This is a genomic window from Bacillus sp. GC_Bacil_1, assembly GCF_026540675.1.
Taxonomy (GTDB): Bacteria; Bacillota; Bacilli; order Bacillales; family Bacillaceae_G; genus Bacillus_A; species Bacillus_A cereus.
The window spans coordinates 1-16,383 of sequence record NZ_JALNUG010000026.1; the positions used below are offsets into that span (position 1 = coordinate 1).

Here is a 16,383-nt window from a genome sequence, read left to right on the forward strand (position 1 = left end):
TAATTAGATGGCTTTTGTATGTTACTCTATCGTTTCAACTTCACGTGGATTTTTCATCTCTTCCACATATACAACTCTAAATCCGTGATCTTCTAAATCTTTCAATAATGTCTCTAATTCACCGTCGTTAAACTCTTCTCCTAATGTAAACATAATTCTACGAACTAATAAGGCATCATTATCAAAAGTCATCAAACTTTGAATACCAGTGTATTTCTTTAAAACTGTCGATAACTTTTGGATTGCTCCATTATAGTCTTGCGTTCCAATCATGACAGAGTATTTACTAGAGTGAACGCCCCATGCATCCTCTAATAACTCAAAAACTTTTTTATGCGTTAAAATTCCAAGGAAAACCCCTTTTTCGTCAACTACTGATAAATAAGGCAATTTTTTTATTGTAAAAAATACTTTAAAGAAAGAAGAATCTTCTCTCACAAATCCCTCTTTATCGTTTAATAATTGCATTACACTCTCGTCAAGTGATCCTTTATATTCTAAAATATCTACTTTATATATATTCCCTAAAAATTTCTCTTTTTTTTCATCTAAAACTGGTACACAGCGATACCCCGTTTTATTTAAATGCTCTAACGCTTCCCCTATCGTAATCGAACTTGAGCACAGTAAAACTTCCCTTTTTGGCACGTAATTCCCTTTAATCCTCATAAAAAGCCTCCTTATGTTAAAATACTTTCTGTGCCATAACTATATTATATTTTCAGAAAAAAATAAATAATTATTTTATTTTTCTGAAAATTATTCATTTTCTTGTCATAATTTATTCATGAATCCTTCACTTGCACTTTCTTCCGCATCCAAAACCCTCCCTCTGAATTCTGAATCACTTCATTGTATCATTGTACGGACCTAATTGTTTTTTAGAAAAGTAATAATTTGTCTCCTTACTTTTCATTAACATATTTCCTTTTATAATTAAAAAATAGGTAGCTATTAGAAAGTAGATCACCCCAAATAACCAATCCAAATTTGTAGCCAGATTGTGTAAAAGAATATACCTCATATATACATAACCAATTGGAACATGTAGTAATACAACCGCACCTAATCCCGGATTATATATTGTTTTAGCTTTTATATTCGCAAAAATACCATGCCATATGAATTGAAAAAATCCCATTAAAATAGGTGCCAACCCAAGCCATATTATATTTTGAAAAAAAACCGGGAGTAAATAAAAAACATACGCAATCAAAATATTTATTACCATAGCAGATTGCGTATTTAATGGATAGCGGTCTGGTATATCACTTTTAAATATAACTACATTAAACAGACCAGCAAAATAACCTGGCCAACGATACTCTTCAAATTGATGCACTAAAATGGCCACAAAACTTAACCCTAACAGTACTTTTATTTCACTCATTTCTCCCAAATTCGCGACTAAAGAAACAACGACAACAATAGCGACAACTAACCCTATATCACACCAATGCTTTCTAAAGAAACTAGCCACCTCTATCACCCACTATCTCAATTTTTATAAAAATAGCGTTCAAATAGGAAATCAATCTGTTTTTCTACAGATGGTACTTTTATATCTGCCCCTGATTCGAGAATTGGCATCATTAATGTGGGAAGAAAAATGGATCCAAATATTTGCACCGTCATCATCATTAAAATTTCCTGATCCGTTTCATTTGTTATCTCGCTCAAAATATTCTTCACTTTACTGAAACCTAGCCTCTTCAAAAAATCCCCATATTCGTATTGAGATGTAAATACCGTAGTTCCCATTGCAATAATCTTCCTAACTAACTCCGGATATTGCCGAATTACTAGTACATAATCCAATAAAAATATTTTTAATCTTTCTTTTGCTGGCACTGTAATATTATCTAAAATAGAAAAAGTGCCTTGAAAGCTAATTAATAAAACTCTAATCGCCTCACTAATTAACTTTTCTTTTGAACCAAAATGGTAATTTACTAGCGCTATATTTATATCTAACAATGTTGCAATTTTCCTTATCGTTACTTTTTCAAAACCTTCTTTTTTAATTAATTCCAATGTTGTATTTAAAATCTTTTTTTTCGTTGATACGTTTTCATTCCCTCCCAATTTATCTCCCCCTCTAGAATGTATCAGTTAAACAACGATTTAAACATCGTTTAATTTTATGGTATCACTTTCCAATTGTAAAAATCTATTTAATACTTTCGACATTTCCCTACATTCTCTTCATTCCACACAAAAAATAGATTTCTAAATACAATTTAAAATTATCCATATGCCCATACATGAAGAAAAATATATTGTAACTTGCTCCAAAAACGGCTAAAATAAGAATAAGAATTTTCTGGATATTCCAAGAGTAGGTGGTTTATATGTCCTTATTACGCTCACATATATGTAAATTTATAATTGGTGTTATTGTTATTTTTGCCATAAGTCCTATTCCAGCTCTTTTTATTACACACAATTACTCTTATCAAAATGGATTTATTAGCATTTTTCAAAACTTCGCACAGCTTTCTTCTATATCAATTCCAAAGGTTGATTGGATGCATGAATCTATCTTTTTCTCAGCAAATCAAATGATACATACTTCTAATCATTCAACACCATTATTCCCTTACATATGGGAAATATATTTTATATCGATTGTTCGTTTTACTTTTACCCTTGCGATCGGATTTTTCATAAGTTTGGGTATCGGCCATTTATTTTTCAAAGTACCTAACTCGTTTAAAAAGTTTACTACTGTATTGAATTGGATACCTTACTCTTTTTGCACTGTAGTATTTCAATGTTCAGTCTTATTACTACTTCTATACGTCGCACAATTTATAAACCTTCCTTACTACTCATCTTTTATCATCGTATGTAGTACTTCCATGATTATCGTTATGCAAGCAGTAAAAAAATGGATTCCTTTCTTGAAAAACACAAATGAATATGAAATAAAACATGATTCTTTTCTTGTGGATACATTGTTTTTGGCGCTTACTTCGAACCATAAATCAATTTTAGGTTCCATCATTCTTTCATTCGTTTTTATGGAATGCGTTTTTCATGCAAGTGGACTGTTACAATTTATCGTTCAATTTGGCGGAAATTCACCCATAATTGTTACAATCGGCTTATTACTACTCTATATCCCATATAGCATACTTTCTTTCCTTCAAACACTATGGACCACAAACTACTCCAAGCAACAGTCATACACTTTAACGAGAAGCGTTCCAAAACCTTAATTGAAATAACCCTCTATAATCTAAAAGTAGGGGGTTATTCCTTTTGTATAGCGGACAAAATAACAGCAAATTCAAAAACTATTACAGAAACATACCAATATTTGCCCTTTTCCTTTGACTATTCTTTTCATTTAGATTTATTATAAAAGTATAACATAATTGCAGGAGGTGACATCTTTATTCCAAACCTTGGAATGGAGAACACACTTGGACATATTAAATATTTTTCTCATCTTTGTACTTATTCTTATTTCTGGCTTTTTCGTTGCATCAGAATTCGCTGTTGTAAAAGTACGAAAAAGTCGAATTGACCAACTTGCAAATGAAGGTAATAAACAAGCTTTAGCTGCAAGAAGCGTCCTATCTAATTTAGATGTTTATTTATCAGCTTGTCAGCTCGGAATTACAATCACTTCTTTAGGGCTTGGTTGGCTTGGTGAACCGACTGTGGAACATATACTACGACCGCTCTTTGAAAAAATTAATATTACTGGAACAATGGCTAACACTTTATCTTTTGTTATTGCTTTTAGTGTTATTACATTTTTCCACGTTGTATTAGGTGAGTTAGTTCCAAAGTCTTTTGCAATTCAAAAAGCAGAAGCAATCACACTCAAATTTGCAAGACCTCTTATTTTATTTGATAAAATTATGTATCCATTTATTTGGTTACTCAATAGTGCAGCTATATTTTTCACAAAACTACTCGGATTAGAACCTGCCAAAGAAAATGAACTTGCTCATTCTGAAGAGGAATTGCGACTCATTTTAGGTGAAAGTTTTAAAAGCGGTGAAATAAACCAAACCGAATATAAATATGTAAATAACATTTTTGAATTTGATGATCGAGTTGCGAAAGAAATAATGGTTCCTCGTACCGAAATGATTTGCTTATCTACTGAAAATACGTTAGAAGAAAATATGGATATCGTCGCAACTGAAAAATATACACGCTATCCAATCATTGAAAAAGATAAAGATGATATCATCGGGATGATTAATACGAAAGAAGTATTCCATGATCAAACGAAAGGTATTTATAAACCACTTGAATCTTATATACATCCTGTTTTAACAGTATTTGAAACAGTTCCAATTCGTAAAACGTTAGTCCATCTTCAAAAAAATCGCGTTCAGATGGCAATCGTTATGGATGAATATGGTGGCACTGCCGGACTTTTAACGATGGAAGATATTCTTGAAGAAATCATTGGAGAAATTCAAGATGAATTCGATGCGGATGAATCACCTATGATTGAAAAGCGTACACCTAAGCTTACTGTTTTAGATGGAAAGGTGCTCATTTCTGAAGTAAATGATATGTTTGGCCTACATATTGATGATAGTGATTTAGATACAATTGGAGGATGGCTTCTCTCTCAAGCAGTTGACTTAAATATTGAAGCTGGTTATTCCATTGAATATGCTGGTTTTCAATTTAAAGTATTAGAACTTGATGGACATCAAGTCAAAAAAGTTGCTGTACATAAACTAGATATTAAAAAGGAGCTATAAAGTGACTGTTTTATTAACAATTTGTATCATTGCCTGTTTCCTTGTTTCATTTCTCGCCTTTATTTATCCCATTATCCCTGGCATACTTGCTGTCTGGGCTGGATATTTAATTTACCATTTCGGTATAAATGGAGGAGAATTAACAACTTCTTTTTGGATTATTCAAGTCATTTTCACTCTTTTCATTTTCGTTGCTGATTTTATTGCAAATGGATATTTCTTAAAAAAATACGGTAGTTCTAAATGGGGCGAACGTGTCGGAATGATTTCTATCATTGTCGGATCGTTCTTCTTCCCACCATTCGGACTTATTATCATACCGTTTTTATCAGTATTTATAACAGAACTAGTGCATAAAAAAGCGCCAAAAGATGCCTTTCTAGTTGGAGTCGCTACTGTAGTTGGTTTTTTAAGCAGTACAGTAGCGAAAGCAATTCTCCAAATCATTATGATTGTCATCTTCTTGTGTTATATCATATTTTAACCATCCCGACTTCGGGATGGTTTTTTAATATGCAATACCTACTCGACTATTTTCATATATGTTTTTCTTACATAGATCCCATGCAAAGTGTGCTGTATCACCCACTGTAATTTTTGATCCACCTTCTGGCAATATATCTTTTTCAGTTCGATATACCTCTGTCGCCTCACCGTCTATTAAATGTGTCGGACAAACAACTGTCCAACATAAATTATTACTATTACTTAGTACCTTATATGCAGCCAAATGATCTTCTGCTGCTGTTGTCGTTTTCCTTTTTGATTCCGTTGATTGGAAACGATATAAATTTAGATCCGTTCTTGCTTGTAAAATACCAGCCGTTCCTATTGTTATGATCTTATGAACCCCTTCTTCTTCCATTTGCTTAATAATTTGTGGCATACTCTTCGCTAATGTTCCATTTTGATCCGTTCCAAGTGCACTAATTACTATATCGCTTCCTTCTATCGCTTTTTTTATATCATTTTCGTTCAATACATTGCCTTCTATCACTCGTAACCTTTCATGTTGTATTTCTATTCTATTAAAATCACGCGCTAATGCAGTCACTTCAGCTGAATCCTTTAATGCTAAATTAATTATGTTTGAACCTACTCGTCCTGTTGCTCCCAATATACATACTTTCATTTGTTTTCCCCCTCTTTCATTCTCTTTCTATTTTTCAATAATATCAATCAATTTACAACAAAAAAGCTTCCTCATATATGAGAGGAAGCTTTATTATTACTTTATTTTTTCTCTTTAGAATCAGTAGACTTCTCGGTTCCGCTTGTTTCTTTATCCTTTTTATCCTCTTGTTGTGTTGTTGTGTCGTCTTCTTTCTTCTTGTCTTCACCTTTACTACAACCTACCATTAATAAAGAACTTGCAAGTGCCATAGCAGTTAATGATTTAACCCATTTGTTCATTTGCGTTTCCTCCCTGTGATAGAATATGTACAACCTCATATTACTCTCTATTTTTAAAGGAGAGATTGAAAAACAGTAAATATACGGTAAATTTTTGTAAATCTTCTGATAACAAAAACTAATTTAAATTTACATATTTCATTTCCAATCGATACACAATAAAACTAATTTTTTTCTCTAAATGGACATAAAAAAACTAAGGCGCATACCATTCCGCCTTAGTTTCTCATGCAAACTTTTCATTTTCATATAGATGTGTAATCTTATATTCCTTCTTCATAACATATTGCCACACACTATAAGCGTAACGGTTCATTTTCAGGAAACAATTTTCCAAAAATGAGCGGAACTCCGGATTAGCAACTTCCACTGCAACTTGAGCAAACTTTAGAGCTAATCGTTTTAAGTGCGCAATATAACATGTTGCAATATGAATATCCCCTGTATATTTACTAACTGTTTCCTTTTCCATTTCATGCAAACCAAACTCCGTTGTTTCACAGGTTATATGTTGCACATTCTCTCCTTCTTGAAAATTTACTTGTTCATTATATGCTTGTAACATATATGGTAAATGGTGCTGTAATAGATTTTTTAATTCTTCGTCTCTGACCTTTCCAGCATACTCTCCAACCTTGTATATTAGCATATAACTATATCTCATTAACTCTTTCATACAATCCATGAAAGTGCCTCCCTTCTCTAGGGTCTATATGTTATAAATATGATGCTAAAACATTTGCTATTCTTGCTAAAAACCAATCCCATCTACTAATTTTCTCAAAATCTTCTTCAGAAAATCGTTTTGATTTATGAAAGTCTACCTTTAATCGACTCCATACTTCATCAACAACTGTTTTATCATATATGATACAGTTAGACTCACAATTTAAATAAAAACTTCTATTATCAAAATTCGCTGTCCCAATATCAACAATTTCTCCATCAATGATTGTTACTTTCCCATGAAAAAATCCATTTCGATATTGATAAATCTCCGCTCCAGCATGTAACATATCTTTCAAATATGGATAGGCAGCTTGTTTTAACAATATGGCATCACTTTTAAATGGCACGAGAATTTTCACATTAACACCACGATTTAATGCAGCTTTTAACTCTTTCACCATTTCTTTACTTGGTACAAAATATGGTGTAGCGATAATTAAAGACTTTTTAGCCTTTTTTAAAAGTGCCCCATACTTTTCCCATAAGCCTTTTCCATTTGAAAATAAATATTGATATTTTACATTCCCTAATGTCGGTATACTTTCATGTATAGGCATTTTTTCTCCTGTATCTTCTTTCCAATCTTCGGCGAACTTTCTTTCCATATCCGCTGCACCCTCACCATGGATGCGCACGTGATAATCACGCCATGGCCCAAACTTCGGATCTTGTCCAAGGTACTCCTTTCCGATATTAAAACCACCGACGTATGATACCTTTCCATCTATCGTAACAATACGTCTATGATTTCGTTGATGCAAAGAATAGAAAACATTTTTCAGTTTCGGTTTTTTACTAAATGTAAACTTCACACCGTTTTCCTTTAATCGGCTAATTACCTTTTTCTTCAGCTTATATCCACCTATCCGATCGACTGACAATTTCACTTCTACTCCACTAGATGCTTTTTTCTCTAATAACTGTAAAAACTCTTCGCTTATTTCATCTTTTCCTACAATATAAAAATGGATATATATATACTTTTCTGCTTCGTTTATATCCTCAAATAATTTTCTATATAACTCTTCACCGTTCGTATATAGTTGAAATTCACCTAATCGAACTTGTCCTAATTCATATTCACTAGCCATTTCGTTCCCCATTTCCACATCGATGTTCATCCAAATGAATACACCTATTAAACAAAGGATTATAGCGAAAAAGTGCTTCATGGATAAATTCCTTTCTCCACTTACTGTTATTTCTATATCTTCCCTTTTTTATTACATTATCATTCAAGAAAATATGTCATTGCATGATATATGTCCATATCAAACAATAGCTCATTTGCATATTGTATGTTGTATCTTAAAATAAAAGGAGGAAATAACAATGGGCTTCGCACATGGTAATGGATTTGCGCTATTAGTCGTATTATTTATCCTCTTAATCATCGTCGGTGCTGCTTGCTTCTGCTAAGTAGCTACTGTCATATGATATGTGGATGAAAAAACTATAAAAGCGGACACCTATTTTTAGGTGTCCGCTTTTCATTTTAAAACCATTTCCGCCTGCTATTGTAACTTAAATGGCTAAACATTTATCTCAAAAGGTTAACAATGTAGCTACTTTCTTACTCTCTGCCTTACGTATATGACGCTGCTCTGCACGTAACACTGCAATACGATGTAATTCTTTCTCTTCTTCTGTTTCAGGGATAACACGCGGTACTGGAACTGGATTATTTCCCTTACTAAGTGCAACAAAAGTAACGAATGACGTTGCCGCTATACGCTTCTCACCTGAAATTAAATCTTCAGCCACTACCTTCACAAACACTTCCATCGAAGTTCTTCCCGTCCAAATTACGAAAGATTCATAACTAACACAATCTGAAGAACGAACAGGATGTAAGAAATCAACCCAGTCCATAGATGCTGTGACACATTCCTTTCTCGAATGTCTGGATGCTGAAATAGAAGCAACCATATCCATCTCCGCTAATATCTTCCCACCAAATAGCGTGTTATGATCATTTAAATCTGTTGGGAATACCCGGCTCGTTTTGAACACCCTTGACTCATTGGCTGTTTTCCCCTTTACTTCTGTCATTGTTATCACCCCTTTAATGATCTATCCCTAATATTTCAATAATCCCTATACCAAATGAACTACACATTTAATATTAGCAACATTCAGAACTTTTAGTCCACAAAAAAGAACCGATTTTATCAATCGGCTCCTCTAAATACATATTGTTCTTTCGGCTGTTCAACTTTATTCCATTTTGTTACTTCTAATACAGGAATATTCGCATGAAACGGCTGATAAAACTCAGTAGTTATCTCTCCTTCTACTTGAATCCAGTCATCATTATTCCACTCTACGCCTTCTGGTTTTTTCACTAACATACCATATACACCAGAATCCGCTACACAGTGTATAATACCGAAACGGAATAAGAAATATTGTTCTTTTTTAGAAGAATCATCTCTAAAAACAAACCCTTTAAAAGATAATTTTTTCCCAGTAAACTCGCCAGGATAATTATAAATTGTTTCCATACCCTTTAGGAAGTCTTCATCTTTCAAATTAATATTGTCTTTCGTAACAAACTCTTTCTTCCCTTTTTCCATTACACCGCGGTATCCTTCTTTCCCGTAATAAATGCTCGTATCAGGTCTTAGAAATTGTCTTGTCATAAATGGATCCTTACTTTCTGCTTGTGCAACAGGAAAATGAAATCCTTTCGCCTTAACAATATCTGAATCTAACGTTGCAATCGGGAAAAATAAGCCTGAGATAATTGGAAAACAAAACAAGGAGTACGAAAATGCTTTTTTCCACCATGTATTCTCATCTTTTGAATGATCATGTCCGCAATGGCTATGGTCACAACTGCAATCATTTTTCTCTTTTTCCTTTTGGTGCTCTTTTTGGAAAACGACGATAATTTGTACAATCGTTAAGAAACCTAAAATAATTGCTGCTGTTGTTGATAAATAGGCATACTTCATATTGATATACTTCGTAATGTTACCGGAAATATGAAGCTGCGCAATTAATATTGTAAAACCTAATAATATATATGCTCGAAACATAACCTACCACCCCATCGCATAAATGAGTAGTGAGCTTGCATAAACAACAAGAGTAACTGTAACTATAACAACAATTACAAATTTAGTTTTAAATGTCGCAAGCATCATAAACATATTTTTAATATCCACCATCGGTCCGTAAACGAGGAACGCGACAAGTGAAGCTGTTGAAAACGTACTTTGGAACGAAGAAGCGATAAATGCATCTGCCTCTGAACAAAGTGATAATATATAAGCAAGTCCCATCATAACAGCTGATGAAGAAAACGGACCTTGTCCAATAGCAAGAAGTGTTGAAGTTTGTACAAACGTTTGTACCGCTGCTGCAATTAACGCACCTAGTACTAAATATTTTCCCATTGAGAAGAATTCCTCAACAGCGTGTGTACATACATCCCACATTTTTTTACGCAGTGGACGCTTATTATTCACTTCTGGGAAGTGATCATCTCTTAATTGATGTTCTTTAAACATAAAGGATAATATAATTCCAACGATAATGGCTACGATAATCGCTACAATAGAACGATACCATACCATGTGCATACTACTCCCAAAGGCAACGTATGTTGCAAATAAAACAACTGGATTAATAATTGGACCAGTTAACATAAATGCAATCCCTGCGTATGGTGGAACGCCTTTTCCGATTAATCGTCTTACAATCGGAACAATTCCACATTCACAACCTGGAAACAACATGCCTAAAAAAGTAGCTAATAAAACAGACAGAAATCGGTTCTTCGGCATCCATTTAGCCACCATATCTTCTGTCACGAACATTTGAATGAATCCTGAAATAAATACACCAATTAGCACAAACGGAAGTGCTTCGATCAATATGGAGATAAAAATTGTATTCATTTGCAGGAATGCTTTCGGTAATTGAAACAATTCCATGATGTATTTCCTCCAACTTTTCATTAACAATATGTAATTTTAACCCCATTTCATTAATTGGACAAGGATTATATGGCATACATAGCCTTTATATACATTACATTGTACAAGTTATATTCTATTCAAAATTTGAGATTTCATAGCAAAAAAGCTGCTCTAGCGTAGTTATATAACTATGCTAGAGCAGCTTTTTTATCGTTAAAAGTAACGTTTCTTCCAAAAAACAAAAGCTAACGTGAAAGATAGTGTTACACATATGATGAGTACAATTACAAAACCGTGGGCTTCCCCTTCAAACGGAACCTTTACGTTCATTCCAAAGAAACTAGAAACCATCGTCGGTAAAGATAAAATGATTGTAATTGACGTTAACAGTTTCATAACACTATTTAAATTATTTGATATAACGGAGCTAAAAGTATTCATCATTCCACTTAAAATGTGACTATATATTTCCGCCATTTCAATAGCCTGCTTATTTTCAATTAATACATCTTCTAATAAATCTTGATCGTCTTCATACATTTTTAAAAATGTACTATTACGCATTAACTTTTGAATTACAATTTTATTAGCCTTTAATGACGTTGTAAAGTATACTAAACTTTTCTCAAGGCCTAATAATGTGAAGATCTCTTTATTTTTCATTGACTGATTTAATTGATGCTCTAAATCAATTGTTTTTCGATTTATTTGCTTTAAGTATCTTAAATAATAAGTAGAAATCGTATATAAGAGCTGAAGTGCAAAGCGCGTCTTTTTAAACGTATAAAATTCTTTAATACGTTGATTAATAAAACGTTCAAAAATTGGATTCTCTTCTAAGCAGATTGTAACAAAACAATCCGGCATCACAATCATACCTATTGGAATCGTGTCATAAATCGAATTTCCTTCTTCGTCATGTCTAACTGTCGGAATATCCACGATAATTAAAGTATTATTGTCTTCCTTTTCAATACGAGAGCGTTCTTCATCATCCAAAGGGTCTTTAATGAAATCTAAGTCTACATTTAAAGTTTGTACTAGATATTGAATTTCTTCTTCTGTTGGATGAAGTACATTAATCCAGCACCCCTTTTGCATTTCCTCAATCTCTTGTAGTTTTCCGTTTCGGTCTGTTAAATATATATTTAACATACTATCACCCCGATTCTTTTTACATGTAGGAATCTACCTCTCTTAAATCACAGTTTTTAAACCGCCATTCTCAGCATATGAAACATACGTTTAAATTTCAATAGAAAAATTATTTTGAAAACGTTTTTATAGGAAAAATATTATAAAGTGAAACTTTAATCAGTGGGTGGCTTCATCCCCCACTGATTATTAGCCCTCACAAATCGGGCTTTTACGGGCTACCCGCCCCCAACCAAACTTCTTTTCTTTCACTGAATTTTGAGGTGAGGGTCTCACTGCCCGTTAAAGCGGGATAAACATAGAAAAAGACAGAGTGCTCTCTGCCTTAAAAGCTTATGTTGCCTTTATAACATATTTAGAAAGCATCCACAAGTTAAACCCGACTGAAATCGTATAGCCAGCGTATGTTGAAATGATAAAACTTACATAATCGAAATACGGAAGCAATACAATATTTAAAACTATCTTCACAATAATTCCAATCACTAGTCCTAGCACCGTCTTCTGCTGTTGATTGATTCCTTGTAGCATAGCAGCCGTTACTGTAAAAAGAGAAAATAATATGCAAGCAGGAGCATAATACTGTAAAATGATTCTCCCCATCTCTGGATCATTTCCAGCACCGAATAAAAGAGTATATACAGGCTTGGCTAACACCATCATTCCAATTGCCGCCGGTACCGTAATCGCTACTACTAATACATTTGTTCTCGTAAAATGTTTGTACAATAGCTTCGTATTTCCTGCTGTGTAAGCTTTCGTCATCTCTGGTACGAGAGACATACTAAAAGCTGTCGCAACGGATACCGGGATAAGCACAACCATTTGAACAAGACCAATTATCGCATTAATTTTTTCCGCTTCTCCTTGCATATACCCTATTTGTATAAGTAGTTTATTAATTGTAAATGTATCAATCGTCTGATACAACGGAATTGCTAAGCCCACCACAACAAAAGGAATAGAATATGTAAAGAGCTCCTTATAAAGCGAGAAAAAAGATTTCGTTGTTTGTGGTATACTTGCCATTTCTTTTTTCTTTAAGTGCCTTCTCCTTCTCATATAATACGCACTTAAAACAGTTAATCCACCTACCGCTCCCATAAAGGCACCAAATGTTGAAATACCAACTGCTAGCGAGACAGATGCTTTTAAAATATATAAAACGACAAAGCTTCCTATTAAAATGGTTAAAACCCGAAAAAATTGCTCTACAACGACACTTAATGCAGAAGGCCCCATCGATTGGAATCCTTGAAAGAAGCCCCTTAATAAACTCATTACTGGCACAAGTATTAACGCAAAACTTACAATTCGAATATTAGTAGTAACCGCTCCTACACTATTCCCCGTTTGATCATTCCCATCGATGACAAGCTTAGCTAAATGCGGAGCTAGCATATATAACGTAAAACACGAAATGACTCCCATTATAAACATAAACACGATTCCACTTTTCAACACTCTCTTAACCGTATGATAATCATTCAGTTGATCATATTTTGATACCATTTTTGAAACTGCAAGTGGTAATCCCATTGTCGCAATGCTGAGCATAATGGTATAGGGACGATATGCATACGTGTATAAAACATACCCACTCGTACCGACCATTGCTGTAAATGGTATAACATATATAAATCCTAACATTTTTGATATCATCGTTGCCATCGTTAAAAATATCGTTCCACGTATAAACGGTGACCCTTTCATCACATTCCTCCGCTACGCTTTATTATTACACATTATGGACAACTCCTTTTTTTTAGAACCGGAAACAAATAAAAAAGCCAATGAAAAATCATTGACTTTAACGCGCAGCTTTTTTCTTTTTGAAATACTTTAAACCAAAGTATAGAGCAATAAAAAGAACAGCTCCTATAATTATGTAATGTGTGTAATCAGATGCATACTCTTTAATTTGTCGCCAATTCCCACCAAGTTTTTCACCTAAGTATATAAATAGAATTGACCACGGAATGATCGCTACAACCGTATAAAGTGTAAATAGTTTTAATGGCATCTTAGCTAGTCCTGCTGGAATAGAGATCGCATGACGTACTACTGGGATAAAGCGCGCAGAAAATATTACGCCTGCTCCATAACGTTTAAACCAACCTTCTGCTATGTCTAAATGATGTTTATTAATAAGTAGATATTTCCCGTATTTCTCTACAACCGGACGCCCTCCGTAGTATCCAAGCCAGTATAAAAAGATTTGTGCTAAAGTACCACCAATCGTTCCGGCGATAACTGCACCAACAAAACTAATTTTACCATTCGCTACTAAAAAGCCAGCATACGAAAGTACAATTTCACTTGGGATTACTTCAATCATTAAAGCAAGAGCTACTCCAAAGTAACCTAAGCTTGCAAAAAATTGCAATAACTGATCTATTATGTTTGCTAACATGTTCTTTTTTATCTCCTTTTTTCTTCACATACCATCCCATTATTACATAAAGGCTGCAATCTGCCAATATCTTCATTTTAACAATATGTACAATTCAAGCAGGATTAATCTATTAATTTCTCTTTCTGTGGGTCTTTCATGTAGGCAAACATCTCTTTAATTTGGTCTTCTGTATTTCTAGCAATTGATAAATTAGGCAATTCATTTTCACAAAAAAACTCCACCTCTTCTGTTTCAATGCTAGTTTTCTTTTCTCCACCAATAATCTCGCATCCAATGAAAATCTTATATACATGCGTCGCCGATGGAGATGGTTGATGTTTTTCTTTATCAAATATAGCTAGTAACTTAAAATGATCTACCTCATAACCAGTCTCTTCGAAAACTTCTTTTGCTGCAACTTCGGTTGGCGTATAACCGACATCAGCCCATCCACCTGGCAATGCCCATTTCCCATCGCTTTTTTCTTTCACAAATAATAACTTTTCATTTTGAAAAACAACCGCTCTTATATCAACTTTAGGTGTTTGATAGCCTGTCTCACTTGCAAATAATTTCTCTACGACTTCCCAATCTGTTTTCGTGTAATGTGACATCATTGAAATAGAAATATCTCGTAATTGCTGGAAACGCTCAATATCATACACATCCTTAGAATACGTTAAACCCGCTTGAGCTATAGATTGTATTTGTTTTACCCAATCAATCCATTTAATCGTCATATATCCGCATCCCCATTCTCTATCAAATATATTACTTCATTTTTATTGATACATCTTTATTATACAAAAAAAAGAGATTGATAACGTTTCAATCTCTTTCAAAATTAATCCAATTCATGTAAGTGGTCTTGTATATACTTTCTTCTCTTATTTATATATTCATAAATCATATCAGCCTCTTGATCAAATGTTTCTAATTTTTCTTTCATGTATGGATCTTGTAGTAAATATGGACGAATCAATTCACACAACCCTTCTACTTTCGGCCTCATAAACGAAACTGTAAATTGATCTTCTAATATTTCTTCTAAAATACTTCGATACTGCTTTCTAAATACAGGTATGTCTAGCAATCTTGCACTTAACGTATTATACCCTTGAATGCGAATATATTCATGATTAAGTGGTCTTCCTTGTACATCTCGCCCCCAAGTCGCATCATAATCCCACGGTATAACTTCAAATAAATTTGTTTCATCGTTATGATATAGTGCGTAGTTATGAACGAAACCATCAAAGTTTTGTGTAAAAATAACTCCTGCTAACCATCTTAAATATTTATCGACATGTAGAAACTTCCCAATCTCTTTTTCATAGGCTTCCCTCGTCAAAGTATTCGCTTGAAATACAAATTCACTCAGTTGTTCTTCACTATTTTTATTCGAATATTTAAATTCATAACCCGTAAAGAGCTCTGTCTTAACATCTTTATCTCGTTCACTCATTAATGAAAAATTCGCATCATCATCTATCGCATAATAAATAGAACCACTCGGTAATCCTCTATTTTTCAAAAAATTTTCATCAACCGATTCTAACTGTAAATACACACCTTGAATTTGACCATTAATTTTTATAAATACATGTTGTGATTTTGGCGAAAGTACACCAATATCATGAAAAAAATCTAAAGATAATTTATTTCGTATGAGAGACGGATCCATAAACTCCGAATTCAAATGAAACTCTTTCGCACCTTGAAATTTTTTAGGCTTATAAAACATAACATGATAAGACTTTTTCTCAAATTCGCGAATATGAGCTCCTCGGTATACGATATCAATATCATACTTCTTTTTTCCATAAGTTAATTTTGCTGGCACTGGACTATCTGACCAAATGTCCTTTTTCAATTCCACTAAGTACATTGGATGAACAAAAAAATCATATGAAGGCAGCATGTTTTCTCATCCCTTCTCAGTTCTCTTCATTCAATGTATGCGCCTTGTCTTGTCCATACATCCGCAATCATCTATTTATATAAAATTACACTCTTGTCCTGTTCAGAA

General features: G+C 33.5%; 19 protein-coding genes. 4 read left to right on the forward strand and 15 right to left on the reverse strand.

From position 1 onward, the window contains the following. Nucleotides 1-21: 21 nt before the first annotated feature. The 3 genes from cbpA to OXT04_RS26800 form a co-directional block, all read right to left on the reverse strand. On the reverse strand, nt 22-669 hold the full coding sequence (cbpA, locus tag OXT04_RS26790) for a cyclic di-AMP binding protein CbpA (protein ID WP_001220528.1): 648 nt from the start codon (nt 667-669) through the stop codon (nt 22-24). Between the two features lie 175 nt (nt 670-844). After that, on the reverse strand, nt 845-1,489 hold the full coding sequence (locus tag OXT04_RS26795; protein WP_097912466.1) for an HXXEE domain-containing protein: 645 nt from the start codon (nt 1,487-1,489) through the stop codon (nt 845-847). Between the two features lie 8 nt (nt 1,490-1,497). Further along, a complete protein-coding gene (locus OXT04_RS26800) occupies nt 1,498-2,085 on the reverse strand; it encodes a TetR/AcrR family transcriptional regulator (protein ID WP_000509368.1) in 588 nt (195 codons plus the stop codon). Nucleotides 2,086-2,351: 266 nt separating this feature from the next. Here OXT04_RS26800 and OXT04_RS26805 point away from each other — a divergent pair, with 266 nt between their 5' ends. From OXT04_RS26805 to OXT04_RS26815, 3 genes are all read left to right on the forward strand, one after another. After that, complete coding sequence (locus tag OXT04_RS26805; RefSeq protein ID WP_065228705.1) at nt 2,352-3,221, forward strand: hypothetical protein; 870 nt, start codon at nt 2,352-2,354, stop codon at nt 3,219-3,221. A 207-nt stretch (nt 3,222-3,428) separates the two neighbouring features. Next, nucleotides 3,429-4,736, forward strand: coding sequence for a hemolysin family protein (locus tag OXT04_RS26810; RefSeq protein ID WP_000353735.1), 1,308 nt, complete (start codon nt 3,429-3,431; stop codon nt 4,734-4,736). Nucleotide 4,737: 1 nt separating this feature from the next. Next, entirely contained in the window at nt 4,738-5,220 is a 483-nt protein-coding gene (locus OXT04_RS26815; protein WP_000217336.1) for a DUF456 domain-containing protein, read from the forward strand. 24 nt (nt 5,221-5,244) lie between these two features. On the opposite strand, the gene OXT04_RS26820 is transcribed toward OXT04_RS26815, so the two are convergent. From OXT04_RS26820 to cls, 4 genes are all read right to left on the reverse strand, one after another. Next, nucleotides 5,245-5,868, reverse strand: a complete 624-nt coding sequence (locus tag OXT04_RS26820) for an NAD(P)-dependent oxidoreductase (protein WP_053564686.1) — start codon at nt 5,866-5,868, stop codon at nt 5,245-5,247. Between the two features lie 101 nt (nt 5,869-5,969). Continuing rightward, a complete protein-coding gene (locus OXT04_RS26825) occupies nt 5,970-6,149 on the reverse strand; it encodes a hypothetical protein (protein WP_001045960.1) in 180 nt (59 codons plus the stop codon). A gap of 226 nt (nt 6,150-6,375) precedes the next feature. Next, nucleotides 6,376-6,834, reverse strand: a complete 459-nt coding sequence (locus tag OXT04_RS26830; protein ID WP_000340543.1) for a spore coat protein — start codon at nt 6,832-6,834, stop codon at nt 6,376-6,378. Between the two features lie 31 nt (nt 6,835-6,865). After that, entirely contained in the window at nt 6,866-8,050 is a 1,185-nt protein-coding gene (cls, locus tag OXT04_RS26835) for a cardiolipin synthase (RefSeq protein WP_267418643.1), read from the reverse strand. A 160-nt stretch (nt 8,051-8,210) separates the two neighbouring features. On the opposite strand from cls, the gene OXT04_RS26840 reads away from it, so the two are divergent. After that, nucleotides 8,211-8,297 carry a YjcZ family sporulation protein gene (locus OXT04_RS26840; protein WP_000505094.1) on the forward strand — a complete coding sequence of 29 codons (87 nt, stop codon included), beginning with the start codon at nt 8,211-8,213 and terminating at the stop codon, nt 8,295-8,297. A 126-nt stretch (nt 8,298-8,423) separates the two neighbouring features. On the opposite strand, the gene OXT04_RS26845 is transcribed toward OXT04_RS26840, so the two are convergent. From OXT04_RS26845 to cotH, 8 genes are all read right to left on the reverse strand, one after another. Then, nucleotides 8,424-8,930, reverse strand: coding sequence for an acyl-CoA thioesterase (locus tag OXT04_RS26845; RefSeq protein WP_053564687.1), 507 nt, complete (start codon nt 8,928-8,930; stop codon nt 8,424-8,426). A 119-nt stretch (nt 8,931-9,049) separates the two neighbouring features. Then, nucleotides 9,050-9,919: a TIGR03943 family putative permease subunit gene (locus OXT04_RS26850; RefSeq protein WP_000488059.1), complete on the reverse strand. Its 870-nt coding sequence runs from the start codon at nt 9,917-9,919 to the stop codon at nt 9,050-9,052. A gap of 3 nt (nt 9,920-9,922) precedes the next feature. Further along, nucleotides 9,923-10,819, reverse strand: coding sequence for a permease (locus tag OXT04_RS26855; RefSeq protein WP_000418716.1), 897 nt, complete (start codon nt 10,817-10,819; stop codon nt 9,923-9,925). A gap of 198 nt (nt 10,820-11,017) precedes the next feature. Continuing rightward, the gene (locus tag OXT04_RS26860) at nt 11,018-11,959 is read right to left on the reverse strand and encodes a magnesium transporter CorA family protein (protein WP_000932389.1); all 942 of its coding nucleotides are present in this window, start codon (nt 11,957-11,959) and stop codon (nt 11,018-11,020) included. A gap of 333 nt (nt 11,960-12,292) precedes the next feature. Further along, the gene (locus tag OXT04_RS26865; protein WP_000678842.1) at nt 12,293-13,672 is read right to left on the reverse strand and encodes a putative polysaccharide biosynthesis protein; all 1,380 of its coding nucleotides are present in this window, start codon (nt 13,670-13,672) and stop codon (nt 12,293-12,295) included. Between the two features lie 97 nt (nt 13,673-13,769). Continuing rightward, a complete protein-coding gene (uptA, locus tag OXT04_RS26870) occupies nt 13,770-14,372 on the reverse strand; it encodes an undecaprenyl phosphate transporter UptA (protein ID WP_000880691.1) in 603 nt (200 codons plus the stop codon). A 104-nt stretch (nt 14,373-14,476) separates the two neighbouring features. After that, a complete protein-coding gene (locus OXT04_RS26875) occupies nt 14,477-15,094 on the reverse strand; it encodes an NUDIX hydrolase N-terminal domain-containing protein (RefSeq protein ID WP_069355460.1) in 618 nt (205 codons plus the stop codon). Between the two features lie 104 nt (nt 15,095-15,198). Beyond that, on the reverse strand, nt 15,199-16,275 hold the full coding sequence (gene cotH, locus OXT04_RS26880) for a spore coat protein CotH (RefSeq protein WP_267418644.1): 1,077 nt from the start codon (nt 16,273-16,275) through the stop codon (nt 15,199-15,201). Nucleotides 16,276-16,383: the final 108 nt, after the last annotated feature.